At 62.0% G+C, this 26382-nt stretch carries 23 protein-coding genes; 22 read left to right on the forward strand and 1 reads right to left on the reverse strand.

Annotated elements, in window-relative coordinates:
- Positions 1 to 14: 14 nt before the first annotated feature.
- From mce to LJD17_RS09090, 22 genes are all read left to right on the forward strand, one after another.
- Complete coding sequence (gene mce / locus LJD17_RS08985) at positions 15 to 419, forward strand: methylmalonyl-CoA epimerase (RefSeq protein WP_227383839.1); 405 nt, start codon at positions 15 to 17, stop codon at positions 417 to 419.
- 17 nt (positions 420 to 436) lie between these two features.
- Entirely contained in the window at positions 437 to 763 is a 327-nt protein-coding gene (locus tag LJD17_RS08990) for a DUF1467 family protein (protein WP_227384286.1), read from the forward strand.
- Between the two features lie 391 nt (positions 764 to 1154).
- Positions 1155 to 2483 carry a proline--tRNA ligase gene (gene proS, locus LJD17_RS08995; protein WP_227383840.1) on the forward strand — a complete coding sequence of 443 codons (1329 nt, stop codon included), beginning with the start codon at positions 1155 to 1157 and terminating at the stop codon, positions 2481 to 2483.
- Between the two features lie 7 nt (positions 2484 to 2490).
- Positions 2491 to 3765 (forward strand): lipoprotein-releasing ABC transporter permease subunit, encoded by a 1275-nt coding sequence (locus LJD17_RS09000; protein ID WP_227383841.1) that lies wholly within the window; start codon positions 2491 to 2493, stop codon positions 3763 to 3765.
- Positions 3766 to 3768: 3 nt separating this feature from the next.
- Positions 3769 to 4464 carry an ABC transporter ATP-binding protein gene (locus LJD17_RS09005; RefSeq protein ID WP_227383842.1) on the forward strand — a complete coding sequence of 232 codons (696 nt, stop codon included), beginning with the start codon at positions 3769 to 3771 and terminating at the stop codon, positions 4462 to 4464.
- Between the two features lie 123 nt (positions 4465 to 4587).
- Positions 4588 to 4800 (forward strand): hypothetical protein, encoded by a 213-nt coding sequence (locus LJD17_RS09010; RefSeq protein WP_227383843.1) that lies wholly within the window; start codon positions 4588 to 4590, stop codon positions 4798 to 4800.
- 109 nt (positions 4801 to 4909) lie between these two features.
- A complete protein-coding gene (gene dnaE / locus LJD17_RS09015; RefSeq protein ID WP_227383844.1) occupies positions 4910 to 8380 on the forward strand; it encodes a DNA polymerase III subunit alpha in 3471 nt (1156 codons plus the stop codon).
- Between the two features lie 298 nt (positions 8381 to 8678).
- Positions 8679 to 9692, forward strand: a complete 1014-nt coding sequence (locus LJD17_RS09020) for a 30S ribosomal protein S2 (RefSeq protein WP_227383845.1) — start codon at positions 8679 to 8681, stop codon at positions 9690 to 9692.
- Positions 9693 to 9799: 107 nt separating this feature from the next.
- Positions 9800 to 10729 (forward strand): translation elongation factor Ts, encoded by a 930-nt coding sequence (gene tsf / locus LJD17_RS09025; RefSeq protein WP_227383846.1) that lies wholly within the window; start codon positions 9800 to 9802, stop codon positions 10727 to 10729.
- A 118-nt stretch (positions 10730 to 10847) separates the two neighbouring features.
- Entirely contained in the window at positions 10848 to 11576 is a 729-nt protein-coding gene (pyrH, locus tag LJD17_RS09030; protein ID WP_227383847.1) for a UMP kinase, read from the forward strand.
- Between the two features lie 57 nt (positions 11577 to 11633).
- A complete protein-coding gene (gene frr, locus LJD17_RS09035; RefSeq protein ID WP_227383848.1) occupies positions 11634 to 12194 on the forward strand; it encodes a ribosome recycling factor in 561 nt (186 codons plus the stop codon).
- A gap of 27 nt (positions 12195 to 12221) precedes the next feature.
- Positions 12222 to 12989 (forward strand): isoprenyl transferase, encoded by a 768-nt coding sequence (locus LJD17_RS09040; RefSeq protein WP_406600782.1) that lies wholly within the window; start codon positions 12222 to 12224, stop codon positions 12987 to 12989.
- A gap of 2 nt (positions 12990 to 12991) precedes the next feature.
- Entirely contained in the window at positions 12992 to 13846 is an 855-nt protein-coding gene (locus tag LJD17_RS09045) for a phosphatidate cytidylyltransferase (RefSeq protein ID WP_227383849.1), read from the forward strand.
- A gap of 5 nt (positions 13847 to 13851) precedes the next feature.
- A complete protein-coding gene (gene dxr, locus LJD17_RS09050; protein WP_227383850.1) occupies positions 13852 to 15012 on the forward strand; it encodes a 1-deoxy-D-xylulose-5-phosphate reductoisomerase in 1161 nt (386 codons plus the stop codon).
- Positions 15013 to 15054: 42 nt separating this feature from the next.
- Positions 15055 to 16218 carry an RIP metalloprotease RseP gene (gene rseP / locus LJD17_RS09055; protein ID WP_227384288.1) on the forward strand — a complete coding sequence of 388 codons (1164 nt, stop codon included), beginning with the start codon at positions 15055 to 15057 and terminating at the stop codon, positions 16216 to 16218.
- Positions 16219 to 16384: 166 nt separating this feature from the next.
- Entirely contained in the window at positions 16385 to 18781 is a 2397-nt protein-coding gene (bamA, locus tag LJD17_RS09060) for an outer membrane protein assembly factor BamA (RefSeq protein ID WP_227383851.1), read from the forward strand.
- A 45-nt stretch (positions 18782 to 18826) separates the two neighbouring features.
- The gene (gene lpxD, locus LJD17_RS09065; protein ID WP_227383852.1) at positions 18827 to 19906 is read left to right on the forward strand and encodes a UDP-3-O-(3-hydroxymyristoyl)glucosamine N-acyltransferase; all 1080 of its coding nucleotides are present in this window, start codon (positions 18827 to 18829) and stop codon (positions 19904 to 19906) included.
- A gap of 29 nt (positions 19907 to 19935) precedes the next feature.
- Positions 19936 to 20400, forward strand: coding sequence for a 3-hydroxyacyl-ACP dehydratase FabZ (gene fabZ / locus LJD17_RS09070; protein ID WP_227383853.1), 465 nt, complete (start codon positions 19936 to 19938; stop codon positions 20398 to 20400).
- Positions 20400 to 21209, forward strand: coding sequence for an acyl-ACP--UDP-N-acetylglucosamine O-acyltransferase (lpxA, locus tag LJD17_RS09075; protein WP_227383854.1), 810 nt, complete (start codon positions 20400 to 20402; stop codon positions 21207 to 21209). The genes fabZ and lpxA overlap by 1 nt, the downstream gene beginning before the upstream one ends.
- Positions 21206 to 22072, forward strand: a complete 867-nt coding sequence (locus LJD17_RS09080; protein WP_227383855.1) for an LpxI family protein — start codon at positions 21206 to 21208, stop codon at positions 22070 to 22072. The genes lpxA and LJD17_RS09080 overlap by 4 nt, the downstream gene beginning before the upstream one ends.
- Positions 22065 to 23252, forward strand: a complete 1188-nt coding sequence (gene lpxB / locus LJD17_RS09085) for a lipid-A-disaccharide synthase (protein ID WP_227383856.1) — start codon at positions 22065 to 22067, stop codon at positions 23250 to 23252. Before LJD17_RS09080 ends, lpxB begins: the two co-directional genes overlap by 8 nt.
- 206 nt (positions 23253 to 23458) lie before the next feature.
- Positions 23459 to 24820, forward strand: coding sequence for an FAD-dependent oxidoreductase (locus LJD17_RS09090; protein ID WP_319799688.1), 1362 nt, complete (start codon positions 23459 to 23461; stop codon positions 24818 to 24820).
- A 177-nt stretch (positions 24821 to 24997) separates the two neighbouring features.
- Here LJD17_RS09090 and gltA read toward each other — a convergent pair whose 3' ends face one another.
- Positions 24998 to 26290, reverse strand: a complete 1293-nt coding sequence (gene gltA, locus LJD17_RS09095) for a citrate synthase (protein ID WP_227383857.1) — start codon at positions 26288 to 26290, stop codon at positions 24998 to 25000.
- Between the last annotated feature and the right edge of the window lie 92 nt (positions 26291 to 26382).

Below are 26382 nucleotides of genomic sequence, written 5' to 3' on the forward strand. Positions count from 1 at the left end.
AAGAGGATCTGCGAATGATCGGGCGCCTTAACCATGTTGCCATCGCGGTTCGGGATATCGAAGCTGCGTCCGGGATTTACCGCAGCACTCTCGGGGCGCAGGTTTCTGCCCCCGAGGCTCTGCCGGAGCATGGAGTCACGGTGGTCTTCATCACTCTCCCGAACACCAAGATCGAGCTGCTCGAGCCGCTTGGAGTGGATTCTCCTATCGCCAAGTTTCTCGAGAAAAATCCCGACGGCGGCATTCATCACCTCTGCTACGAGGTGGACGATATTGAACAGGCCCGGGATCAGTTGCTCTCGAAAGGGGCTCGGGTGCTCGGCTCGGGAGAGCCTAAAATCGGAGCGCACGGAAAGCCGGTGCTGTTTCTCCACCCGAAGGATTTCCTGGGAAGCCTTGTCGAGCTTGAGCAGGCGTAGGAAAGGTCTTGAACCGAATGGTTAAAGCTCTCGCGGCATCTTTTTGGACGACCGCCGCCGTTGTCGTGGCAGTTTCGGCCGTAGCCATTGCCATTGTGGTCAACGCATTCGACCTGCGGGTCAGCGGCGGCACGGCCCTCTACTTCATTATCTGGTGGACCCTGCTGTTTGCGATCCTGCCGTTCGGCGTACGGAGCCAGGCTGAGGCGGGGGAGGTGGTGCATGGGAGCGAGCCGGGTGCCCCGGCCGCGCCGGGCCTGCGGGAAAAGGCGCTCTGGACGACCTTCGTGTCGGCCGTCGTGCTGGTGATCGTTGCCGGCATCCTGCCGCTTTCAGGACTATAGTTTTACGTCCGCGACAGCTCAGAAAAGAAAAAAGCAAGGCTTTCGCCTTGCTCTACTGCCTTTTGGCAATTTTTAATCCTTGGCTTTCTTTCGCCGTCGCCTGCAATGGCGCACGAGGATCTTGTTCCTCCCGAAACTCGGACCGCAACCTCTGACTTTTTGAAGTCTAAGACGTTAGCCCTCGGTTTATAGGGGGACCAAAGCGGGATGTCACCTTTTTTAGCAACGAGTGATGTAATTTTTGGCACAATTCCCCTTACTCTTTCGTATAAGGGGAGTCGCAATACCTCCTCCGGAGCGATGACTGCTTGTCTTTTGCCCAGGGGCTGTGTTGTGTGCTGAAACCGAGTCGTCCCCCGTCCACTTCGTCTGAATCATCCGAAGGCGTTCCATGCGTTTGAGCCGCTATTTCCTGCCTATCCTCCGCGAAACGCCCAAAGAGGCGGAGATCGTCTCCCACCGGCTCATGCTGCGGGCCGGACTGATCCGCCAGGAAGCTGCAGGAATCTATGCCTGGCTGCCCCTGGGACTTCGCGTTTTGAACAAGGTCAACGCGATTATCCGGGAGGAGCAGAACCGTTCAGGGGCGATCGAGCTCCTCATGCCGACCATCCAGTCGGCGGACCTCTGGCGGGAGTCGGGACGGTACGATGCCTATGGCAAGGAAATGCTGCGCATCGAGGACCGGCACGAGCGGGAGATGCTGTTCGGTCCGACCAACGAAGAGATGGTGACGGAGATCTTCCGGGCCTATGTGCGCTCCTACAAGGATCTTCCTCTCAATCTCTACCATATTCAGTGGAAGTTCCGGGACGAAGTCCGGCCCCGCTTCGGGGTGATGCGCTCCCGCGAGTTCCTGATGAAGGACGCCTATTCCTTCGACCTTGACCAGGCCGGGGCCCGGCACTCCTACAACAAGATGTTCGTCGCCTACCTGCGGACCTTCGCCCGGCTCGGCTTGAAGGCCATCCCCATGCGGGCCGATACCGGTCCGATCGGTGGCGATCTGAGCCACGAGTTCATCATTCTCGCGTCGACCGGCGAAAGCGAGGTGTTTTGCCACGCCGACTATCTCGACTTCACGGTCCCGGCTGCGGATACGGATTTCGATAATGTCTCGGGATTGCAGGGCATCGTCGACAAGTGGACTTCGCTTTACGCCGCGACCTCCGAGATGCACGACACGACCGGGTTCGACGCTGTTCCGGACGACAAGAAGATGTCGGCGCGCGGCATCGAGGTCGGCCATATCTTCTATTTCGGCACCAAGTATTCGGCTCCCATGGGAGCAAAGGTCATGGGGCCGGACGGGCAGGAGCACGAAGTCCACATGGGCTCGTACGGTATCGGTCCGAGCCGGCTGATCGCCGCGATTATCGAGGCGAGCCATGACGAAGGCGGGATCATATGGCCCGATGCGGTCGCTCCCTTCGACATCGCTCTTCTCAATCTCAAGGCCGGCGATGCTGCGACGGATGAGGCATGCGGCACCCTTTATCGGCAGCTGTCTGCTGCCGGCTATGATGTGCTCTACGATGATCGTGACGAGCGTCCGGGCGGAAAGTTCGCCACTGCCGATCTGATCGGCGTTCCCTGGCAGATCCTGATCGGGCCCAAGGGGCTTGCGGACGGCAAGGTCGAACTGAAGCGCCGTGCAACCGGAGAACGTGAGATTCTTCCCCTAGGCGACGTAATCGCGCGGCTCGGCACCCGTTCCTAATCGCACGATGGCCCAGGCAGAGCAAACCGGAACGAAGCCTTTCTCGCTCTTCGAGTGGATGCTCGCGGGACGCTACCTGCGTACCCGCCGGCGGGAAGGGTTCGTGTCGGTTATCGCCGGCTTCTCCTTCCTGGGGATCATGCTCGGTGTTGCGACTCTGATTGTCGTGCTCTCCGTGATGAACGGCTTTCGCAAGGAGTTGCTGGACAAGATCGTCGGGATCAACGGTCATATTTTCGTTGCTCCCATTGAAACGCCGTTGACGGATTACGAGGAGGTCACCAAGCGGATCGCTGCGGTGCCCGGCGTGAAACGGGCATTGCCGATCATCGAAGGGCAGGCTTTCGGATCCTCGCCCTATGGCGGCAGCGGCGTCCTCGTCCGCGGCATTCGCGGCGAGGACTTGGGCAAGATTTCGCACATTGCCGACAACATTCGGCAGGGCACCCTGGAGAACTTCGACCAGGACAGCGGTGTCGCCATCGGACGACGCCTCGCGGAAGCGTTGTCGATCCAAGCAGGTGACACCTTGACGCTCATCACGCCCCGGGGCGCATCGACCCCGTTCGGGACGGCTCCCCGCATCAAGGGATATCCGGTCAAGGCCGTGTTCGAGATCGGCATGTCGGAATTCGACTCGAGTTTCGTCTATATGCCGCTGGCGGAAGCGCAAAGTTACTTCAATCGTCCCAACGACGTGCAGTTGATCGAGGTTTATCTCGACAACGCGGACAAGGTCGATGAGGCAAGAGCCGCCATCGAGGAAGCCGCCGGACGACAAATCCTGATGACGGACTGGCGCCAGAGGAATCGCACGTTCTTCGGTGCGCTCGAAGTGGAAAGAAACGTGATGTTTCTTATCCTCACGCTCATCGTTCTCGTGGCGGCGCTGAACATCATTTCCGGCCTGATCATGCTCGTGAAGGACAAATCCAGCGATATCGCGATTCTCCGGACCATGGGTGCGACGAGAGGCGCGGTCATGCGCGTCTTTCTGATCACGGGCGCATCCATCGGAATCGTCGGCACGATTGCCGGATTTGGGCTCGGATTGCTGTTGGCGCTCAACGTGGAGAGCATCCGCAACTTCATCTCCTATCTTACCAACACCAACCTGTTCCCGGCGGAGCTCTACTTTCTCAGCCGCCTTCCGGCCGACGTGAATCCAACCGAGGTGATCACGATCCTCGTGATGGCGATGGTCCTGTCCCTGCTCGCGACGCTTTATCCGTCATGGCGGGCCGCCAAGCTCGATCCCGTCGAGGCTTTGCGCTACGGGTAAATCATGTCGTCCGGCCACCAGAAACCCGCTCTCTATCTGTCGAAAGTCGAACGGCGCTATCCGCAAGGGGAGGGCTTCCTCGAAGTCTTGCGCGGCGTCGATCTGGCAATCTGGCCGGGCGAGATCGTCGCTCTCATCGCGCCCTCGGGCACCGGCAAGTCAACGTTGCTGCATGTGGCGGGCTTGCTCGAAAAGCCGGACGGCGGCGAGGTTTTCGTCGGGGGAAAGCCGACCGCCGCCATGGGCGACCATGAACGCACACGCCTCCGCCGGGAGGAGCTGGGATTCGTGTACCAGTTCCACCATCTGCTGCCGGAATTCTCGGCCCTGGAAAACGTTGTGCTGCCTCAGCTCATTCGTGGCCTGAAGAAGGGTGATGCGCAGGAAAGGGCAACGCAGATTCTGACGTTCCTCGGCCTTGCCAAGCGCCTCGACAACCGTCCCGGCGAGTTATCCGGCGGCGAGCAGCAACGCGTCGCCATCGCACGCGCTGTCGCGAACGCGCCCCGTCTGCTGCTTGCGGATGAGCCGACCGGCAATCTCGATCCCAACACGGCTGATCGGGTGTTTCAGACGCTCGTTGCCATCGTGCGTGCATCGAAGCTCGCTGCCCTGATCGCCACCCACAATCTCGATCTCGCGGCCCGTATGGATCGCCGGGTCACGATTCGCGACGGATTGGTTGTGCAGCTGCCCTGAATCAGGGCCCTTCACCGTTTCATCGCCTGCAGGCCGGCCAGCCGCTTTCGGCTTTTACCCGCCCGCGTCCTCTGCGTCGTGCTGCCTTTGCCCTCTGCCAGATCATCCCGATCCGCCCGACGGATGGCTCTTAACGCTTTGTTGACTCAGCGAGCAAAGCAGCAATATCCACTGCTTTACACAGAACATACAACGAACAATGATGAACTTATCGAGAACACGGAGGTCATCATCATGCTTCGCCTTATTCTGGAAACGGCCGCTGAAATCGCTTCCCTTGCCATGTTCGGTTCTGCCATAGCCTTGTGGGCATTGGCGCTGTCTCCGATGGCATAATCCACCACGATGCACAGGAAGCTTTTCCTTCCGCAGGCTAGCAACCTTCGAGTCAGGAGAATCGTGCCACAATACGCGCCGTACCGAGTTTGGTTTCCGAGTAGGCTTCATGGCGCGCGTCCTCCACGATATCGGCTTCGTGCATCTGCACGTGCATTCCTCGTACTCTCTGCTCGAGGGGGCCCTGAAGATCGCGCAGCTGGCAAAGCTGGCGGCGGCGGACAAGCAACCGGCGCTGGCACTCACGGATACCAACAATCTGTTCGGCGGCTTGGAATTCTCCGAGAAGCTCGCAGGGGCGGGCATTCAGCCTATCGCCGGCGTTCAGCTGTCGGTTTGCTTCGAAGAGCCTGATCCGGTTGCCCGCGTTGCTCCACAGCCGGCAAACGTCGTGTTGCTTGCGCAGACCGACGAGGGCTATCGGAACCTCATGCGGCTTGTGAGCCATGCCTATTTCGGAGTGCCGCTGGGTGAGGCGCCGCGTGTCTTCGCTCCCGCCCTGGCTCAACACTGCGAAGGATTGATCGCGCTCACCGGCGGGTTTACGGGCCCCCTCGACTCCGCCCTGCGCAATGGGCGCCACGAAGTCGCGCAGGCCCGTCTCGATGTTCTGAAACATGCCTTCGGGCATCAACTCTATGTCGAGATCCAGCGGCATGGACTGGATGAGGAGCGTCTCGTCGAGAACTCCCTGATCGATCTGGCGGACCGCAATGGCCTGCCCATCGTCGCTGCGAACGAGCCGTTCTTCTCTTCGCCCTCCGACTACGAAGCCCATGACGCCCTGCTGGCGATCGCGGAAGGCCGCATCGTTTCCGACGACAATCGTCGCCGGCTGTCGCCGCAGCACGATTTCAAGACGCGCAAGCAGATGATGGAGCTTTTCGCCGATCTGCCCGACGCGCTTCAAGCGACCGTCGAGATCGCGATGCGCTGCTCCACGCGCGTTCGGACCCGCAAGCCCATTCTGCCGAATTTCGGCGTCGGGCCCGGTGCCGCGACGCTCGACGAAGGCGAGGAGTTGCAGCGTCAGGCAGAGGAGGGGCTGCGCAGGCGTCTTGCCGCCCACGGTCCGGCGCCCGGGCTGACGGAACAGGATTATCACGACCGTCTCGCCTATGAGATCGGGATCATTCGGAACATGAAGTTTCCGGGTTACTTCCTGATCGTGTCGGACTTCATCAAGTGGGCGAAGGACCACAATATTCCGGTCGGTCCTGGGCGTGGTTCCGGTGCGGGATCCCTCGTGGCCTATGCGCTTACGATCACCGACCTGGATCCCCTGCGCTTCAGCCTTCTGTTCGAACGCTTTCTCAACCCTGAACGCGTCTCGATGCCTGACTTCGACATCGACTTCTGCGTCGAGGGGCGCGAACGGGTGATTGAGTATGTGCAGCAGCGCTACGGCGAGGAGCAGGTAGCGCAGATCATCACGTTTGGAACGCTGCTCGCGCGCGGCGTGATGCGGGATGTGGGCCGCGTGCTCGAAATGCCGTACGGGCAGGTCGACAAACTCACCAAGCTGGTCCCGCAGAATCCGGCAAATCCGGTCACGCTGGCCCAGGCCATCGAAGGCGAGCCGAAGCTCCAGACCGCCATCGAGGAAGAGCCTGTCGTCAAACGCATGCTCAATATCGCGCAGAAGCTGGAAGGGCTTCATCGCCATGCTTCGACCCATGCCGCCGGCGTGGTGATCGGCGACCGTCCGCTCCAGGAACTGGTGCCGCTCTACCGAGACCCGAAAACCGGCATGCGGGTGACCCAGTTCAACATGAAATGGGTCGAACAGGCCGGTCTGGTGAAGTTCGACTTCCTCGGACTGAAAACCCTTACGGTCCTTCGAACCGCCGTGGATCTCATCCGCCGAAGAGGAATCGAGGTGGATCTGTCGGCGCTGCCGCTCGACGACCGCAAGACCTACGAAATGCTCTGCCGCGGTGAAACGGTCGGTGTGTTCCAGGTGGAATCCGCGGGCATGCGCAAGGCCCTCGTGGAAATGGAAACGGACCGCTTCGAGGACATCATTGCTCTCGTGGCCCTCTATCGCCCGGGCCCGATGGCCAACATTCCCGTCTACTGCGCCCGCAAGCTCGGAAAGGACGAGCACAACAAGAAGGACTGGTATCCCCACGACAAGCTGGAGCCGATCCTCCGAGAGACCTTCGGCATCATCGTCTACCAAGAGCAGGTGATGGAGGTGGCGAAGGTCCTCTCCGGCTACTCGCTGGGAGACGCCGACCTGCTTCGCCGCGCCATGGGCAAGAAGATCAAGGCCGAGATGGACGCCCAGCGCGAGCGCTTCGTGTCCGGTGCGAAAGAGGGCGGTCTCGACAAGGCGAAGGCAAACGAGATCTTCGACCTTCTCGCCAAGTTCGCCGATTACGGCTTCAACAAGAGCCACGCTGCGGCCTATGCGCTGGTGGCGTTTCAGACGGCCTATCTGAAGGCGAATTACCCGGTCGAGTTTCTGGCCGCGTCGATGACGCTGGACTTGGACAACACCGACAAGCTCTCGGAATTCAGGCGTGAGGCGCAGCGTCTCGGAATCAAGGTCGAACCGCCGTCCATCAACCGCTCCGGTGTCGTGTTCGATGTGAAATACGACGGGGAGGGCAACGGCGCCATTCTCTATGCGCTCGCCGCCGTCAAGGGCGTCGGGCGTCAGGCGATCGAGGCCGTCATCGAGGCTCGCGGAGACAAACCCTTCGAGAGCCTCGCGGATTTCGCAAGGCGCATCAATCCGCGCATGCTGAACAAGCGTACCCTGGAAAACCTCATCGCGGCCGGGGCATTCGACGAGATCGAGCCGGATCGCGCCAAGGCCTGCGCGGCCGTCGATGCCGTCATGAGCCTTGCCCAGCAATGCCACGAGGCCGCAAACGGCGGGATGATCGACATGTTCGGCGGCGTCGCCTCGGCGGATGTCCAGTTGCGAATCCCCCAGTATGAGCCCTGGCCGGCGGCGGTGAAGCTGCAGAGGGAATACGACGCGGTCGGATTCTTCCTGTCGGGCCATCCGCTGGATGAGTACGGTGACCTCCTCAAGAAGCTGCGAGTCCAGACCTGGGCCGAATTCAGCAGGTCCGTGAAGGCCGGCAATTCGGTCGGCCGCGTGGCCGCAACCGTGCTGGATCGCCAGGAGCGGCGGACCAAGACCGGCAACAAAATGGGCATCATCAACCTTTCGGATCAGACAGGGCATTTCGAAGCGATCATCTTTTCGGAAGGATTGCAGCGCCTGCGCGACATCCTCGAACCGGGAAATGCCGTTGTCCTGATGCTTCAGGCCGGTGTCGACGGGGAAGAGGTCCGGGCCCGGATCGGTATGGCCGAGCTTCTGGAGGAGGCTGTTTCCAAGCACCAGAAGGGGATGCGGATTTTCCTGCGCGACGAGCGGCCGATCATCAGCGTCTTTGAGCGTTTGAAGGCCCGGGGCGAAGGCGAGGTCTCGCTGGTTCTGATTCTCGACGACGGGGACCGCGAAGTGGAGGTAAAGCTGCCCGGTAAATACATGGCGTCTCCACAAGTGGCCGGGGCCATCCGCGCCGTTCCAGGCGTGGTGGACGTCCACATCAACTAGCGCTCCGATGGGCGGCAGGCCTGAGCTTTGCAGAGCCGCCTGGCCAAAGCCGATGGCCGAAAGAGGTGCCGTGTCCCGGTTCCACCCTAGGTAAAACGCCGAAAAGCGAGTGTATCGGTCTCAGGCCCGGATCCGGGAGGCTCGGCCGTAAGAGGCAGTTTTCGCTTGCATTTCGAGGTCTTGGCACCTATATGCGCGCTTATTCCACACGCGGAGCCTGCTTCATGAGCCATGAAGCGTCCCGGTGGCCGGCAGAGCCGGTTCACTGCTCCGCGGAGGCTTAACCGGAGAAAAGATTATGGCGCTTCCTGATTTCTCGATGCGTCAGCTGTTGGAAGCTGGCGCTCACTTTGGCCACCAGGCCCACCGTTGGAACCCGAAGATGGGACAGTACATCTTCGGCACCCGCAACAACATCCACATTATCGATCTGGCCCAGACGGTTCCGATGCTGCACCGCGCCCTTCAGGCGGTCAGCGACACGGTAGCCAAGGGCGGCCGCGTGCTGTTCGTCGGCACCAAGCGTCAGGCGGCCGATTCGGTTGCAGATGCGGCCAAGCGTTCGGCGCAGTATTACGTGAACTCCCGTTGGCTCGGCGGCATGCTGACCAACTGGAAGACGATCTCGGGTTCGATCCAGCGTCTGCGGAAGGTCGACGAGGTTCTCGCCGGCGGCGGCCAGGGCCTGACCAAGAAAGAGCGTCTCATGCTCGCCCGCGAGAAGGAAAAGCTCGAGCGCGCGCTTGGCGGTATCAAGGACATGGGCGGCACGCCCGACCTGATCTTCGTCATCGACACCAACAAGGAACAGCTGGCGATCCAGGAGGCCAAGCGCCTCGGCATTCCGGTTGCGGCCATTGTTGACACGAACTGCGATCCGGACGGTATCACCTTCCCGGTTCCGGCCAACGACGATGCTGGCCGCGCGATTTCGCTTTACTGCGATCTTATTTCGCGCGCTGCTCTCGACGGCATCTCCCGCAGCGCCGGCGCGATGGGCATTGATATCGGCGAGTCGGATAACCCGATGGCCGAGGAACTTCCCGCGAGCGACGTCGCCCTGTCCGAGCAGGAAGAGCAGTTCGAGCGTCTCGCGGCTCCCCGTGGCGCCCCGGACGATCTGACCAAGCTCACGGGCGTCGGCCCGCAGCTCGAGAAGAAGCTGAATGAAGCCGGTATCTTCCACTATTGGCAGATCTCCGCCATGAAGCCGGCCGATGTCGAACAGCTGGACAAGGATCTGAAGCTGAACGGTCGTGTCGACCGCGACGGCTGGATCAATCAGGCCCGCACGCTGATCGAGGCGGCCTAAAGCCGATCCGGCGCCATGAAGACGGCGCCTCTCGACTGGAAGTGATCAGCCCGGCGTTCTCTGGACGCCGGGCTCCCCATATGTACGAACCCGTGAAAGGACGAGCCATGGCGAACATTACCGCTGCGATGGTGAAGGAGCTGCGCGAAAAGACCAGCGCCGGCATGATGGACTGCAAGACGGCTCTCAACGAGACCAACGGCGACATCGAGGCTGCGGTCGACTGGCTGCGCAAGAAGGGTCTTTCCAAGGCTGCCAAGAAGGCCGGCCGCGTGGCGGCCGAGGGTCTCGTCGCGGTTGAATCCTCCGGGCACACGGCGGCGATCCTCGAGGTCAACTCCGAGACGGACTTCGTGGCCCGCAATGACAGCTTCCAGGCTTTCGCCCGCGAAGCCGCCAAGATCGCCCTGATGGGCGACGGCTCGATCGAATCCCTCGAGGGCGCCCATTTCCCGGGCTCGCAGACCACGGTGAAGGACCGCCTTCAGGAACTGATCGCGACGATCGGCGAGAACATGACGTTGCGTCGTGTTTCCAAGCTGACGGTGTCGAAGGGCGTCATCGCCTCCTATGTGCACAATGCGGTCAGCGAGGGTCTCGGCAAGATCGGCGTGCTCGTTGCCCTGGAATCCGAAGGGGATGTGGAGGCGCTCAGCGCCCTCGGACGCCAGATCGCCATGCACGTGGCCGCCACGAACCCGCTTGCCGTCGATGCCTCGGGTATCGACGCGGCGACGCTTGAGCGTGAAAGCGCGATCCTGCGTGAGAAGAACGCCGGGAAGCCGGACCACGTCATGCAGAAGATCGTCGAGAGCGGCCTGAAGAGCTATTACAAGGAAGTCACTCTCCTTGAGCAGTCCTTCGTGCACGACCCGTCGAAGACGGTGACCCAGGTCCTCAAGGAGGCCGAGTCGAAGGCCGGCAAGCCCGTGGCTCTCAAAGGCTTCGTCCGCTATGCCCTCGGCGAGGGCATCGAGAAGGAAGAAGCCCCCGATTTCGCGGCCGAGGTGGCTGCGGCGGCCGGCGGCAAGGCCTAAGACCTCACTTTTTCTCTCTCCGAAACGGCGGCTGAAAAGCCGCCGTTTTCATGAGAGCCGGAGAATGCTTCACTAAAGGGAAGTACGGTCGGTTCGGGCGGGCATACCATCCACAACAATGAGAGGTCTGGCAGTGACGAAATTCCGGCGCATCCTTGTGAAGCTTTCCGGTGAGGCCCTGATGGCTCCCGATGGCTACTGGCTCGATCCTCAGACCTTGTCGGGTCTTGCTGACGATCTCGCCAATGCGACCCGCGCCGGGTTCGAGATCGCTCTCGTCATCGGCGGCGGCAACATCATCCGTGGGGCGCGCATGAGCGCCGCCGGCTGGATCGACCGGCCGACGGCCGATTCCATGGGCATGCTGGGCACGGTCATGAATTCCCTGGCCATTGAGACGGCCCTTAACGCCGCCGGGGTCTCGGCTCGCACCATGGCGGCGGTCTCGATGCCCACCATTTGCGAAACCTATGCCCGGCAGCCGGCTCTCCATCACCTGGATAAGGGGCAGGTCGTCGTCCTCGCGGGAGGAACCGGCAATCCCTTCTTCACCACGGATACGGCCGCCGTCCTTCGGGCCGCCGAATTGCGTTGCGACGCCGTTCTCAAGGCCACCCAGGTCGATGGGGTTTATTCGGCCGATCCGAAGAAGGATCCGGACGCCATCCGTTTCGACCGGCTGACCCACGACGAGGCCATTGCCAAGGACCTGAAAGTCATGGATACGGCCGCCTTCGCGCTCGCTCGGGAAAGCCGTCTCCCGATCATCGTCGGCTCCGTTCACGCCCCGAGCTCGGTGACGGCCATCCTCAAGGGTGATGTGCGCTCGACCATTGTCGCCCCTTGATGCTTCCGGCGTGGAAGCGTAAGCCCGTTAGAACAGTTTGAGTTGGGATCAATCACGATGGCAACGACTTTTGACCTCGAAGACGTGAAGCGCCGCATGCAGGGCGCGATCAACGCGTTCAAGCACGACCTCGGCAGCCTCCGCACCGGCCGGGCCGCCCCCAGCCTTCTCGATCCGATCCAGGTCGACGCCTATGGTTCGCTGATGCCGATCACTCAGGTCGCGACCGTCAGCGTCCCCGAGCCGCGCCTCCTCAGCGTCCAGGTCTGGGACCGGGGGATGGTGAATGCCGTCGAGAAGGCGATTCGTGAATCGGACCTTGGCCTTAATCCGCAGACGGAAGGTCAGGTCATCCGCCTGAGAATTCCGGAGATGAACGAGCAGCGCCGCAAGGAGATGGTGAAGGTCGCGCACAAATACGCCGAAGAGGCCCGGGTGGCGATCCGCCATGTCCGCCGCGACGGCCTCGACCTTCTCAAGAAGCTCGAAAAGGACAGCGCCATCAGCGAAGACGATGCCAAGCGGCATGGGGATCAGGTCCAGAAGGCAACCGACCATTTCGTGGCCGAGGTAGAGACGGTTCTCACCTCCAAGGAAAAGGAAATCATGCAGGTCTGAACTCCGGACCTGTATGCAAATATGCCCATGAACGGAGAAGCGAAGCGCGCGATGACGGCCTTGCCCGGCGGAGATGCGGGGCAGGGGATGCCTGCGCATGTCGCGATCATCATGGACGGGAACGGGCGCTGGGCCGCGCAACGCGGCCTGCCCCGGTTCGAGGGGCATCGCCGGGGGGTCGAAGCGATCCGCCGGGCCGTGCGGACCGCCCGCGAGCTCGGCATTCGCTATCTCACCGTTTACAGCTTCTCGGCGGAAAACTGGCGGCGGCCGCCCCAGGAGGTTTCCGACCTCATGGGTTTGCTGAAGCTCTTCGTGCGGCACGACCTCGCCGATCTGCACACTCACAATGTCCGGGTTCGGATCATCGGAGAACGGGAAGGGCTGTCGTCCGATATCCGTCCGCTGCTCGACGAGGCGGAGCATATCACCCGCGACAATACGGGATTGAACCTCGTCATCGCCTTTAACTATGGCGGCCGGCAGGAAATCGTGCGGGCCATGCAGGTCATCGCCCACAAGATCAAGAACGGCGTCTTGAACCCGGAGGATATCGACGCGGCGGCGGTGGAAGCTCATCTCGATACGGCGGAGATTCCGGACCCCGATCTCGTGATCAGAACCTCGGGCGAGCAGAGGGTTTCCAATTTCCTGACCTGGCAAACGGCTTATTCAGAGTTTGTTTTCATTCCGGATTACTGGCCGGACTTCGACGAAGCCATTTTCCGCGCCGCCATCGATGAATACTTCAAGCGAGATCGCCGCTTCGGCGGCTTGAGCGCGAAGGCGGTGTAGGGATGGCGGCGGACGAGGGCGCATCTTCTCCTGACGCGGTCAAGAAGCCCCGGAGCGATCTCTTCGCCCGGATCCCCTCCGCCATTGTTCTGATCGCCGTTGCATTGTTCACCGCCTATGCGGGCGGTTGGACGTTCGCCTTGTTCTGGCTCGCCGCCGGAATCGCCATGATGGTCGAGTGGACCAATATGACCCGGGTCGAGCCGCGCCGGCCTGTGCAGGTCGTGGAGGGACTGGGACTCGTGGCCCTGACCGTCATCCTGCTGCGGGACATGTCTCTCATGACCGGCGTTGCGGTCGTTATCGTCACGGGCGCGCTCGCGGTTCTGATCGCACGGGGAAGAGCCGGTCGCCTTTGGGCGGTGAGCGGCTTTGCCTACGGGGCGATCATTGTTCTGGTTCCGCCCCTGGTCCGGGCTCATCCGTTTCTGGGGCTGGTCGGCCTTCTCTGGATGTTCGCGGTCGTTTGGGCCACGGACATCGCGGCCTACTTCACGGGCCGCAAGTTCGGAGGACCCAAGCTCTGGCCCCGTGTCAGCCCGAAGAAGACATGGTCGGGGTTCGTTGGAGGCCTCGTGGCGGGAGCGCTCGGAGGGCTTCTGGTCGCTTGGGGGGCACAGCGCCTTGGCTGGATTCAGCCCTTCAGCCTGCGCAATACCCTGCTTCTCTCCATTGTCGCGTCGACGGCCAGCCAGCTGGGCGATCTTGGAGAATCGGCTCTCAAGCGGCATTGCGACGTAAAGGACTCCAGTCAGCTCATCCCGGGCCACGGCGGCGTTATGGATCGCCTCGACGGTTTTTGGGCAGTTTCGCTGATTCTTGGAGCTGTTCTCCTGATCGCCAGACTGGCAGCATAGGACACATGACACGAACTCTTACGATTCTGGGTGCGACCGGCAGCATCGGCCGCTCCACAGCCGATGTGGTATTGGCCCATCGGGATGACCTGCAGGTTGAGGCCGTTGTCGGTGGGCGTGACGCCGAGGCCTTGGCGCAGACCGCGCGCAGGCTCGGGGCGAAGTTCGCCGCTTTGGCCGATGACAAGGGCGGATCTGCCTTGAAGGCGGCCCTTTCCGGATCGGGCATCGGATCCGGCGCAGGGGCTTCTGCCGTTGTCGAGGCGGCGGAAAGGGATGCGGACATCGTCCTGGCAGCGATCAGCGGAACGGCGGGCCTGCGTCCGACCCATGCTGCCCTGAAGCCGGGGCGGCGGATTGCCCTTGCCAACAAAGAGAGCCTCGTTTGCGCAGGTGCGGCCTTCATGGCCGAGGCGCGACGCATCGGCGTCGAGGTCATGCCGGTCGATTCCGAGCATAATGCCCTCGATCAGGCCCTCGCGGCCGGACGCACGCGTGACGTGGAGAAGGCTTTCATCACGGCCACGGGTGGCCCGTTCCGGACGTGGGACCGGGAGCGGATTGCAAAGGCGAGCGTGGCCGAAGCCTCCGCTCATCCGGTCTGGTCCATGGGGTCCAAGATCAACATCGATTCCGCGACCTTGATGAACAAGGGCCTCGAGCTGATCGAGGCCCACCATCTCTTCGGTCTTGAGCCTGAGCGTCTCGATGTGGTGGTCCACCCCGAGGCCATCGTCCATGGGCTGGTCCAATGGACCGACGGGGCGGTCACGGCCGGGCTCGCGCTGCCGGACATGAAAGTCCCGATTGCCAACGCCCTGCGTCACCATGAGCGCCTTGCCATGGCGTTGCCCCGTCTCGATCTTGCCGCTATTGGCCGTTTAAGCTTCGAGAATGCCGACGAGGCTCGTTTCCCGTGCCTTGCCTTGGCCAGGGCTGCCCTTCGGGCCGGAGGTGCGATGCCGACGATTCTCAATGCCGCCAATGAGATTGCCGTTGCGGAGTTCATGGCCGGTAAAATCGGATTTTATGCTATATCCGAGAAGGTTGAGCTGGTCTGTTCAAGTTTTGCCGGAAGAAACTTGGGGGCACCGGCCACGGTTTCGGATGCTCTTGCAATCGATGAGGAAGCTCGGGAAGCGGCGCGGCAGCTCATGCCGGCTTAAAGCGAGAATGGCTGCTGCACGACCGATGCGAAAGGAACGATGATGGACTGGCTTTCAGCAATTACCGGAGCGACGGGCTCCTTCCTCCTTACGATCATCTCATTCCTTATCGTTTTGACGGTGGTCGTCTTTATCCACGAGTTCGGACATTTCTGGGTCGGACGCCGCTGCGGCGTCGGGGTCACGGCCTTTTCGGTCGGATTTGGGCGTGAACTCTTCGGTCGGACTGACCGTTACGGCACCCGCTGGAAGATCTCGGCGATTCCCTTAGGTGGTTACGTTAAGTTCGTTGGGGATCTGAACGCGGCCAGCGTTCCCAATCAGGACCAGCTCGCCCACATGAGCGCCGCCGAGCGCGCCGTGAGTTTTCCCCACCAAAATGTGCTCAAGCGTGCCGCCATCGTCGCGGCCGGCCCGATCGCCAACTTCATCCTGGCGATCGCGATTTTCGCGAGCTTCAACTATTTCAGCGGCCGGCAGGTTCTGGAGCCGCGGATCGAGGCGGTGCAGCCGGGCAGTGCGGCTGAGAAGGCTGGCTTCCAGCCTCATGACCTGATTCTGTCCATCGATGGGCGCCAGATCGAGACCTTCGCCGACATGCAGCTCCTCGTCAGCTCCAGCGCCGGCGAGGCCCTGAATTTCACCGTGAACCGGGACGGCCAGACGGTGGCGCTGAGCGCCGCTCCGAACTTCGTGGAGAGGTCGACGCCCTTTGGGAAGCAGCGGATTGGGCTTTTGGGGGTCGAGGCTTCCCGCGACCCCGCCGCCATCAAGCGAATCTCCTATTCGCCCCTGGGTGCCCTAAAGGCAGGGGCGGTCGAGACCTGGAACCTGGTGGAGCGCACCCTGAACTTCATGCGCCGGCTGGTTCTCGGCTGGGAATCGACGGACCAGCTGTCCGGTCCGATCGGCATCGCCCGGGCTTCGGGAACGGCTTTCGACGTCGGAGGAGTCTCGAGCCTGATCAGCCTCATCGGCTTCATGTCGGTCTCGATAGGTCTCATTAACCTTTTTCCCATTCCGTTGCTCGACGGCGGCCATCTGCTTTTTTACGCGATCGAGGCCGTTCGGGGCCGTCCTTTGAGCGAAAAAGCCCAGGAAATCGGGTTTCGGATCGGTTTCGCCATCGTCGCGATGCTGATGTTGTTCGCGACGTGGAATGATATTGTTCACCTTGGCACAAGTTTTCTGGCTCGCGGAACGTGACAAGGACGCCACGCAGGACAAAAATGCTACTGTGTTGGGGAAAGCGCCGTTTGCAATAGCGGCGAAAGTTTGTACAAGCGGATCACACCGATAAGGTTGGGTGCCTCAGTTCCCAGCCTGCGGAGCGATCCGCTGTAGGACAAAAGATAAAGAGACGGGCCAGTTGATGATGTCGACGACCACGCCACGCCGGAAGAAACCGGCCGCCACCGCCATGATCGCCGTTAGCGCGATGATCGCCGGAATCACTGCAGCCGACAGCGCGTTCGCTCAGCAGTCCAGCCGCCGGGCTTCCGTTGCCCAGGGGCCGATCGTCAATCGCGTTGTGATCGAGGGTAACAAGCGCGTTGAGAAGGGGATGATCGAGGGCGAGCTTCAGGCTCGGGCCCGCGCCCCCTACGATCAGCGGACCGTCGATGCCGACGTCCAGCGTATTCTCGAGGTCTACCGCCGCCAGGGCCGCGGCCTCGCCCAGGTGACTCCCCGGATCGTCGATCTGCCCAACGGCCGCATCGACGTCGTCTACACGATCGTCGAAGGCGACAAGACGGGCGTGAAGGAAATTCGGTTCGTCGGAAACAGCCAGATCTCGTCCAGCCGCCTTCGTGGCGTCATGGCGACCACCGAGTCGAACATCCTCAGCTTCCTCAAGAGCACGGACGTCTACGACCCGGCCCGCATCGCCAATGACCTGGAACTGATCCGCCGTTATTACCTGAAGAACGGCTATGCCGACTTCCGTGTTGTTTCGAGCGACGTTCAGTTCGACCCCAATGCCGGCGGCTACGTCGTCACCATCTCGGTCGAGGAAGGGCCTCAGTATCGGATCGGCAGCGTCAATGTCGATTCCCGGCTTCCCGAAGTTCCGGCCGAGACCGTCCGCGGTGATCTGTCCACTTCGGCGGGTTCGACCTACAACGCTGACCAGGTTCAGCGCTCCCTGCAGGATGTGACCACCGACATTGCCCGTCGCGGTCATCCCTTCGCGCAGGTTCGTCCGGTCGCCACCCGCGATCCGGCTACGCAGACCATCAATCTCTCCTACGTGGTGGAGGAGGGTCCCCGCGTCTACATCGAGCGGATCAATGTCCGCGGGAATAGCCGCACCCGCGACTACGTGATCCGCCGCGAGTTCGATCTCGGTGAAGGCGACCCCTACAACCGCGTCCTGATCGACCGGGCGGAACGCCGCCTGAACAACCTCGGCTACTTCAAGAACGTTCGCATTTCCAACGAGCCGGGCTCCGCGCCCGACCGCGTTGTGGTGAACGTGGATGTGGAAGATCAGTCGACTGGCGCCTTCTCCATCTCGGGCGGTTACTCGACCCAGGACGGCCTGATCGGCGAAGTCGCGGTCACCGAGACCAACTTCCTCGGCCGTGGTCAGTTTGTCCGCGTCGCCGGCCAGCTCGGCCAGCGCACCAACGGTATCGACTTCTCCTTCACGGAGCCGTATTTCCTCGGTTACCGTATGTCGGCTGGTATCGATCTGTTCTCGAAGTTCAGCGATCAGACGAAGTATTCCCGCTACGAGAACCGCGTTACCGGTGGTCAGCTGCGTTTGGGCCTTCCGTTCACGGAAGAGTTCACCCTTACGCTGCGGTACTCGCTCTATCAGCAGGATCTGAAGATCCCCAACGACTACAAGCAGCCTTACAACGACTGCTCGGAGCCGCTGCCGGGGTACACGCAGCTTAATACATCCGGACCCGGGGCCGGAACGCCGAACCGCTTCTTCTGCGAAGGCAACGGCGAAGCGTCCCTGGCGATCAAGGAATCTCAGGGCAAGACCCTGACCTCGCTCGCGGGCTTGACCTTCAACTACAACAAGCTCGACAACAACAAGGATCCGCGCAACGGCTTCTATGGTGAAGTGAAGACCGATTTCGCCGGCCTTGGCGGTGACTCGCGCTACTTCCGCGCTACCGGCGATTTCCGCTACTACAAGGAGATCTGGGAAGACGTCGTGGGTATCGCCCGGTTGCAGGGCGGCCATATCAAAGGCTTCGGCGACAACGGCAACGGGTTCGGCAGCGGCGGCGATCTGCGTATCGTCGACCAGTTCTTCCTTGGCCCGACACTCGTCCGCGGCTTCGCCAGCAACGGTATCGGCCCGCGCGACATTTCGAGCTACGACACGAACGCGAACGCCGTGGGTGGTACCACGTATTTCGGCGGATCGGTCGAAGTTCAGTTCCCGATCTTCGGTATTCCGCGGGAGCTCGGGCTTAAGGGCGCCGTGTTCGCCGACGCTGGTACGCTGTTCGGCTATCAGGGCCCGACGAACTTCAATATCGGTGGCAACGCCATTCTCGATGGCTATGCTCCCGGAACCTGTGTTCAGGATCCGACGATCCCGCAGAACTGCATCGTGGTTCGCGATAGCCACAAGATCCGCTCCTCGGTGGGCGCCTCCATCCTGTGGACCTCGCCGCTCGGCCCGATCCGGTTCGACTACGCGATCGCTCTCTCGAAGGACGAAGGTCTTCCGACGCCGAACGGCGCGCGGATCGGTGGAGACCGGACACAAGCTTTCCGCTTCTCAGGTGGTACACGCTTCTAACAACTGGAGAGGGCGCTCCCCCGGTAGCGCCCTCGCTTCTTTTTCATGACAGATTTGAGTTTCTTTCCGCAAAGCCAGACGCTTCGGTTGCGTCAGGTGGCGGAGATGGCCCATGCAACGCTCCCCGACGGTGTCGACGGGGAGCTTTTGCTTCAAGGGGCTGCGCCTCTCGAGACGGCAGGTCCGCTCGACGTGGCCTATATGGACAACGCCGCCTACGGGGACGTTCTGAGCCAAACCCAGGCAGGCGTCTGTCTCGTGACACCGCGCTTTGCCGGCAAGGTTCCGGCGCACACGGTCGCGCTCGTGACACCTCAGGCCTATCGGGTTTTCGCGCAGGTTCTGGCACTTCTCTTTCCGACCGCCATGCGGCCGGAATCGTCCTTTGCCGCCACGGGCATCTCTCCCGGATCCTTCGTTCACCCGACAGCGCGCCTGGAGCATGGGGTCAAGGTTGATCCCGGTGCCGTAATCGGTCCTCATGCGGAAATCGGGGCGGGAACTCTCGTAGGAGCCCACGCGGTTATCGGCGCTCATGTGAAGATCGGGCGCGATTGTGCGCTTGGCGCCCACGTGACCGTGTCGCACGCCTTTCTTGGAAATCGTGTGATCCTTCATCCGGGTGTGCGGATCGGCCAGGACGGGTTCGGCTTCGCCATGGGCCCGCAGGGACACCTGAAAGTGCCCCAGGTCGGGCGGGTCATCATCCAGGATGACGTGGAGATCGGTGCCAACACCACCGTCGACCGGGGAGCCAGCCGCGATACGGTGATCGGGGAGGGGACCAAGATCGATAATCTGGTCCAGATCGCCCATAACGTCGTGATCGGGCGCCATTGCGTGATCGTGGCCCAAGTGGGTATCGCAGGTTCGACCACGATCGAGGATTATGTTGCTCTCGGTGGCCAGGTCGCCGTGAAGGGGCATCTTCGGATCGGAATGGGGGCTCAGATCGCAGCGACCAGCGCCGTCAACGGCGATGTTCCGGCCGGTGCCCGGTGGGGAGGCATCCCGGCCCGGCCCGTCAGGGAGTGGTTTCGGGAAATCACCGCCCTGAAAAAGCTTGCATCGAAGAGCGATTCCGGCGATTCCGCCAGCAACGACGGTTCGTCTTCCGCAACCTAAAGACGTCCTTGAGCCCCGGAGTGAAGCACATGAGCGAAGCGCCAACCACGCTTCAGACTGCCGATATCATGCGGATCCTCGATTTGCTGCCGCATCGGTATCCGTTCCTCCTGGTGGACAAGATTATCGAGATCGACGGGGACAATTCCTGCATCGGCATCAAGAACGTGACGTTCAACGAGCCGCAATTCACCGGGCACTTCCCCTCCCGTCCTATTTTTCCGGGGGTTTACCTGATCGAGGGAATGGCGCAAACCGCCGGCGCGATCTGCGTCGCCTCCAAGCTCTCGCTGCAGGCCAAGCCCAAGCAGGTCTTCTTCATGACCATCGACAAGGTGAAGTTCCGGAAACCGGTGGAGCCCGGGGATCGGGTCGAGTTTCACATGAAAAAGCTCAACAATCGCCGCAACATGTGGTGGTACCGGGGTGAAGCCAAGGTTGAAGGTGCCGTCGTGTGTGAGGCCGAGGTCAGTGCCATGCTGGTGATGGACTGATGGAAACCGTGATTCATCCCACAGCCGTCATCGAGGACGGCGCCACCATCGGCGCCGGGGTCAAGATCGGCCCGTTCTGCATGGTCGGCCCTGAAGTCGTCCTCGGCGACGGATGCCAGCTCCTCAGCCATGTGGCTGTCGCCGGCAAGACCACCATCGGGCCGCGGACACGGATTTTTCCCTTCGCATCCATCGGCCATATTCCGCAGGATCTCAAGTATCGGGGTGAGCCGTCGACCCTGACGATCGGTGCCGATTGCATGATCCGCGAGGGTGTGACCATGAACCCCGGCACCGAGGGCGGCGGCCTTCAGACGGTCATCGGCGACCGTTGTGCCTTTCTGGCCAATTCCCACGTCGGCCACGATACCCGCGTCGGCAACGATGTCATCCTGTCGAACAACGTCATGCTGGCAGGCCACGTGACGGTGGGCGACTACGTGATCTTTGGCGGCGGGTCCGCGGTCATCCAGTTTGCGCGCGTCGGCTCTCATGCCTTCGTCGGCGGGATGTCCGGCCTCGAGAACGATCTCATTCCCTATGGCATGGCCATGGGGAACCGGGCACATCTGGCCGGTCTCAACATCATCGGTCTGCGCCGTCGCGGTTTCACGCGGGAGCAGATTCACGATATTCGGCGGGCCTATCGGCTTCTCTTTGCCGATGAGGGCACATTGTCTGAGCGGGTGGAGGATGTCGCGGCCGAGTTCGACAGCCATCCTTTCGTTCATGAAATCCTTGATTTCATCCGTGAAGGCAAGGATCGGGCGATCTGCACGCCCCGGGATCCGGTCGGTTCGGTCGGATGACGGATACCGGCCCGATCGCGATTCTCGCCGGGTCCGGACAGCTTCCCATTCAGCTGGTCGAACACCTGGAGCGAACCGGACAGGAATGCCGGGTGCTAGCCTTTCGAGGGTTCGCAGCGCCTGAGTTGCGGCGGCGTGCGCAGGCCAATGTCGATCTGCTCGACCTCAAAACCATCATGGCGACCCTGGAGGCCTGGAAGCCGCGGGCCGTTGCCCTCGTCGGCGCGGTGCGCCGTCCAGGTTTTTCGGCGCTTCTCGGTGCTTACTCCCTCTTGCGCAATCGCCAGGAGGTGAAGGAGGTCATCACGCGGGGGGATGATCAGGTCCTGCGCGGGGCGGTGATGCTGCTCGAAGAGCGTGGATTCCGGGTGGTCGGCGCCCACGAACTCGCCCCCGGTCTTGTCGCGCCCCTCACCTTGAGCGGTCGGCATCGGCCGACGGAGGACGACCGGCATTCCGTCACCTTCGGGATCGATCTCCTGTCCTCCCTGTCGGCCTTCGATATCGGGCAGGCCGCGGTGGTGGCCCGTCGACACGTCCTCGCCGTCGAGGGGCCGGAAGGAACCGACCGCATGCTGCGGCGAGTGTCAGGCTTCCGGCAGGCGTGGTTCGGCCTGCGTCGTCGACGTGAGGGCGGGGTCCTCATCAAAGCTGCCAAGCGCGGGCAGGACCTACGGGTGGATATGCCTGCCATCGGTCCGCGGACCGTCGCCGAGGCGGCACGGGCAGGCCTCTCCGGTATTGCGGTCGGCGCAGGATCCACCCTGATCCTCGAGCAGGACAGGACGATGGAGCTGGCCGACAGGCTCGGCCTATTCCTTGTCGCGGTGACCTTGCCGTGGATGGAAGGCGGTCATGACTAAAGACCCCGCACGCCTTCGCATATGGATCGTGGCCGGGGAGGAGTCCGGCGACCAGCTCGGGGCCAAGCTCATGCGGTCGCTCAAGGCCCGTCTCGGTGCCGACCGGATCGGGTTCGAAGGTGTCGGCGGGCACGCCATGGCTCGGGAGGGGCTCACGAGCCTGTTTCCCCTCGAGGATATTGCGGTCATGGGCATTTCGGCCGTCATCGCCCGACTGCCCACGATCCTGAGCCGCATCCGTCTGACGGCAGACGCCACCATCAAGGCGGAACCCGACCTCCTGGTCATTATCGACAGTCCGGACTTCACTCACAGGGTTGCCAAGGCGGTCAGACGGCAAGCGCCCGATATTCCTGTCGTTGACTACGTCAGCCCATCCGTCTGGGCTTGGCGGCCCGGCCGTGCCCCGAAGATGCGCGCGTACGTGGACCATCTTCTGGCCCTGTTGCCCTTCGAGCCGGAGGCGCATCGCCGTTTAGGCGGCCCTCCCACGACCTATGTCGGACACCCGCTCATCGAACGCCTGAGTGAAATCCGCCCGGCGCCCGGGGAGCGCGGATCGTCCTTTGACGAGCCCGCCAAACTCCTTGTGCTTCCCGGCAGCCGCCGCTCGGAGGTCGGCCGATTGATGGAGCCATTCGGGGCGGCTCTCGCGCTGCTCCAGGAGCGCTCGTCCCGACCGTTCACCGTGACCATTCCGGCGGTGCCGCATCTCGCCCATGAGATTCGGGAGCGGGCCGCGTCGTGGAGCATCAGACCGACCATCGTCGAGGGCGAGGCTGCAAAGTGGACGGCATTCCGCCAAGCCGACGCGGCCCTTGCCGCCTCCGGCACGGTGACCCTGGAGCTGGGCCTGTCAGGTGTGCCGATGGTCGTGGCCTATCGGGTCTCGAAGCTCGAAGAAGTCCTGAAGTACCTTATCAAGGCGCCGTCCATCGTCCTGACCAACTTGGTTCTGGGAGAGAACGTCATTCCGGAACTGATCCAGTGGGATTGCACGCCGGAGAAACTTGCCGGGACCGTTCTGCCGCTTCTGACTGATACGCCTGAGCGCAGACGGCAGGAGGAGGCGTTCCGGCGTCTCGACGATCTCATGCGTATCGGCGATGAAGCGCCGAGCGAGCGAGCCGCTCGCATCGTGGAGGACGTGCTGAGGACGAGGAAGCCCGGGCAGTCATAAAGAGCAACTTCCGTCAGGTTTCTCGGAATCGTCCAGGCGAGAGTCAGGCCGCACGGCGTTGCCGATGAAACCTGAGAGCCTTGTTCGATACCACCGATTCCACGCGCCAATGCAGCCTGTATCGACCCATATCGCCCTTGGTACTGTTCGGCTCCATGGCGGCTTCTCCATGCTGAGCTTTGCAGCTTGAGGGCCTGGACGCTATCATGCGTCACTGGTGGGACACCTTTGATGCGGCAACGGACCTTGCCCTTATTGGATGGCAGCACCTGCGGGAGGACGTGGCAATGACCTCCGACCTCGATTGCTTCGACGTTGCCGTCATTGGCGCCGGATGGGCCGGACTCGGCGTGAGTTACTACTTGGCTCAAGCCGGACTGCGGCACTGCGTGCTCGAGCGAAGCCGGATCGGCGAGACCTGGCGCACGCAACGGTGGGATACCTTTCGGTTGAACACGCCCAATTGGGCATCGATGATGCCCGGCGACCGATATGATGGCCCCGATCCTGACGGCTTCATGACGCGCGACGCATTCGTCGCGCTCCTCGAGGACTTTGCCGCGCGAAACAACTTGCCCGTCGAAACGCAGACCCCTGTATCCGCTCTGACCTTCGATGGCGAGCAGGACAAGCTCCGTCTCGAAACCAGCCGCGGCGTGCGATGGGCGCGCAACGTGGTGATCGCGAGCGGCAGCCTGAACCGACCGCGCCGCCCGCAGGCGGCTGCATCTCTGCCCCTCGGCCTCCTGCAACTCGACGCATCGGACTATCGAAATCCGACATCGCTTCCGGCGGGCGCCGTATTGGTCGTCGGCAGCGCACAATGCGGCGGCCAGATCGCCGAGGACTTGGTCCGGGCCGGTCGCACGGTCTTTCTCGCCACGGGCAGGGTTGGGCGCGTGCCACGTCGATACCGGGGCCGCGATATCGTCTTTTGGTTTACGCGGAGCGGCCTCTTCGATGTGCCGCGCAAGGAGTTCGTCGAGGCGTCGGGCTATATCATGGGACGGCCGCTGCTCGGCGCCGGCCGCACCATCAGCCTGCAATCGCTCAGTGCACAAGGGGTCGTTCTTCTCGGCCGCTTGATTGGGATCGAGGATGGATGCCTGACCTTCGCGGCAAACCTTGAGGAGAACGTTCAATTCGGGGACGCGGTGTCGACGAGGATCAAGCGCTCCATCGACGCTCATATCGCAAGCGAGGGCATCGATGCGCCCGCGGCGGACGATGATCCCGATGAGACGGTCGCCCCGCGTCTTCCCGATCCGCCCATCCGCTCACTGAACCTGGCTGAGGATGGTATTGCGTCGCTGATCTGGTGCACCGGGTTCGAGGGGGATTTTGGATGGGTGCGGGTTCCGGGTGTGCTCGACGCACGCGGCCAGCCGGTGCAGGAGGAGGGGATCACGGCGCAGCCAGGCCTCTATTTCGCGGGCCTGGACTTCGCCTTCACCCGGAACTCCGGTACGCTCCTGGCGCTCGCTAAAGAGAGTCAACACTTGGTCGGCCATCTCCTGGCTCGCCATGCGCCGACTTACCAACGCGGCTTAAACTCTTCCGGGCCCTGAACGCGGCGCCTCTTCAGGGGCTGGCTCTGAAACGAGTGGCTTTGCCGAACGGATGACGTTCTTTCGGATGAGCCCGAGCACGAGGCGATCACGGCTGTCTTCCTGCCGCTTCGATAGCGAGAAACAAAAAGAAAGGGGCCCGGTCGGCCCCTTTCTCATATTCCCTGTCCGGATGACTTAGCCGCGCTGGGCAACGGTCACGTAATCGCGCTTCGGGGATCCGATATAGAGCTGGCGCGGACGGCCGATGCGCTGGGACGGATCCTCGATCATCTCGCTCCATTGAGCGATCCAGCCGACCGTGCGGGCGAGAGCGAAGAGCACCGTGAACATGGAGGTCGGGAAGCCCATCGCCTTGAGCGTGATGCCCGAATAGAAGTCGATGTTCGGGTAGAGCTTCTTCTCGAGGAAGTACTCGTCCTTGAGCGCGATCTGCTCGAGTTCCACGGCGACGTCGAGGAGAGGATCGTCCTTGATCCCGAGTTCGTTGAGCACTTCGTGCGTGGTCTTCTGCATGATCCGGGCGCGCGGGTCGTAGTTCTTGTAGACCCGGTGACCGAAGCCCATGAGGCGGAACGGATCGTTCTTGTCCTTCGCCTTGGCGATATACTGCGGAATACGGTCGGGGGTGCCGATTTCTTCCAGCATCTTCAGAGCCGCTTCGTTGGCGCCGCCATGGGCCGGCCCCCAAAGGCAGGCAATGCCGGCCGCGATGCATGCGAAGGGGTTGGCGCCGGACGAGCCTGCCAGACGCACCGTCGAGGTCGAGGCGTTCTGCTCGTGATCGGCGTGCAGGATGAAGATCCGATCCAGGGCACGGGAGAGCACCGGGTTGACCTTGTACTCCTCGCAAGGAACCGCGAAGCACATCCGCAGGAAGTTCGACGTATAGTCGAGGTCGTTCTGCGGATACACGAAAGGCTGGCCGATGGAATACTTGTACGCCATGGCCGCCAGGGTCGGCATCTTTGCGATCATACGCATCGACGCAATCATGCGCTGCTGCGGATCGGAGATGTCGGTGGAGTCGTGATAGAAGGCCGACAGGGCGCCGACGCAGGCCACCATGATCGCCATGGGATGCGCGTCGCGGCGGAAGCCCATGAAGAAGCGGTTCATTTGTTCATGAACCATCGTGTGGCGGGTGACACGATAATCGAAATCCGCCTTTTGCGCCGCTGTCGGGAGTTCCCCGTAGAGAAGCAGATAGCAGGTCTCGAGGAAGTCCCCATGCTCGGCAAGCTGCTCGATGGGATAGCCGCGATACAGCAGGACCCCGGCGTCACCGTCGATATAGGTGATTTTCGACTCGCAACTTGCAGTCGATGTAAAACCCGGGTCGTAGGTAAAGGCCCCGGTTTGGCCGTAAAGCTTGGAAATGTCGATGACGCTCGGACCGATGGTGCCGTGTTTCACCGGCAGTTCGACCGACCTGTCCTCAACATTGAGCGTGCTGGAATTGGAGCTCATGCGTCTTCGCCCTTTCAACAAGAGGCCGGGCATAACCTAGGGCAGTCGTAGATCAGGAGAAGGTCTCTTGTCGGGGCTGCCGAACCGAGGTC

Source organism: Microvirga rosea, from assembly GCF_020595095.1.
GTDB lineage: Bacteria > Pseudomonadota > Alphaproteobacteria > Rhizobiales > Beijerinckiaceae > Microvirga > Microvirga rosea.

Excerpts from the sequence above, each read along its gene's own strand:
- LJD17_RS09005 (WP_227383842.1), top strand. The coding sequence starts at position 3,769 with ATGTCGTCCGGCCACCAGAAACCCGCTCTCTATCTGTCGAAAGTCGAA.
- lpxA (WP_227383854.1), top strand. The coding sequence starts at position 20,400 with ATGGAAACCGTGATTCATCCCACAGCCGTCATCGAGGACGGCGCCACC.
- LJD17_RS09000 (WP_227383841.1), top strand. The coding sequence starts at position 2,491 with ATGGCCCAGGCAGAGCAAACCGGAACGAAGCCTTTCTCGCTCTTCGAG.
- LJD17_RS09040 (WP_406600782.1), top strand. The coding sequence starts at position 12,222 with ATGAACGGAGAAGCGAAGCGCGCGATGACGGCCTTGCCCGGCGGAGAT.
- lpxB (WP_227383856.1), top strand. The coding sequence starts at position 22,065 with ATGACTAAAGACCCCGCACGCCTTCGCATATGGATCGTGGCCGGGGAG.
- proS (WP_227383840.1), top strand. The coding sequence starts at position 1,155 with ATGCGTTTGAGCCGCTATTTCCTGCCTATCCTCCGCGAAACGCCCAAA.
- gltA (WP_227383857.1), bottom strand. The coding sequence starts at position 26,290 with ATGAGCTCCAATTCCAGCACGCTCAATGTTGAGGACAGGTCGGTCGAA.
- tsf (WP_227383846.1), top strand. The coding sequence starts at position 9,800 with ATGGCGAACATTACCGCTGCGATGGTGAAGGAGCTGCGCGAAAAGACC.
- LJD17_RS09020 (WP_227383845.1), top strand. The coding sequence starts at position 8,679 with ATGGCGCTTCCTGATTTCTCGATGCGTCAGCTGTTGGAAGCTGGCGCT.
- dxr (WP_227383850.1), top strand. The coding sequence starts at position 13,852 with ATGACACGAACTCTTACGATTCTGGGTGCGACCGGCAGCATCGGCCGC.
- LJD17_RS08990 (WP_227384286.1), top strand. The coding sequence starts at position 437 with ATGGTTAAAGCTCTCGCGGCATCTTTTTGGACGACCGCCGCCGTTGTC.
- LJD17_RS09090 (WP_319799688.1), top strand. The coding sequence starts at position 23,459 with ATGCGTCACTGGTGGGACACCTTTGATGCGGCAACGGACCTTGCCCTT.
- rseP (WP_227384288.1), top strand. The coding sequence starts at position 15,055 with ATGGACTGGCTTTCAGCAATTACCGGAGCGACGGGCTCCTTCCTCCTT.
- frr (WP_227383848.1), top strand. The coding sequence starts at position 11,634 with ATGGCAACGACTTTTGACCTCGAAGACGTGAAGCGCCGCATGCAGGGC.
- lpxD (WP_227383852.1), top strand. The coding sequence starts at position 18,827 with ATGACAGATTTGAGTTTCTTTCCGCAAAGCCAGACGCTTCGGTTGCGT.
- LJD17_RS09045 (WP_227383849.1), top strand. The coding sequence starts at position 12,992 with ATGGCGGCGGACGAGGGCGCATCTTCTCCTGACGCGGTCAAGAAGCCC.
- LJD17_RS09010 (WP_227383843.1), top strand. The coding sequence starts at position 4,588 with ATGGCTCTTAACGCTTTGTTGACTCAGCGAGCAAAGCAGCAATATCCA.
- dnaE (WP_227383844.1), top strand. The coding sequence starts at position 4,910 with ATGGCGCGCGTCCTCCACGATATCGGCTTCGTGCATCTGCACGTGCAT.
- LJD17_RS09080 (WP_227383855.1), top strand. The coding sequence starts at position 21,206 with ATGACGGATACCGGCCCGATCGCGATTCTCGCCGGGTCCGGACAGCTT.
- mce (WP_227383839.1), top strand. The coding sequence starts at position 15 with ATGATCGGGCGCCTTAACCATGTTGCCATCGCGGTTCGGGATATCGAA.
- pyrH (WP_227383847.1), top strand. The coding sequence starts at position 10,848 with ATGAGAGGTCTGGCAGTGACGAAATTCCGGCGCATCCTTGTGAAGCTT.
- bamA (WP_227383851.1), top strand. The coding sequence starts at position 16,385 with ATGATGTCGACGACCACGCCACGCCGGAAGAAACCGGCCGCCACCGCC.
- fabZ (WP_227383853.1), top strand. The coding sequence starts at position 19,936 with ATGAGCGAAGCGCCAACCACGCTTCAGACTGCCGATATCATGCGGATC.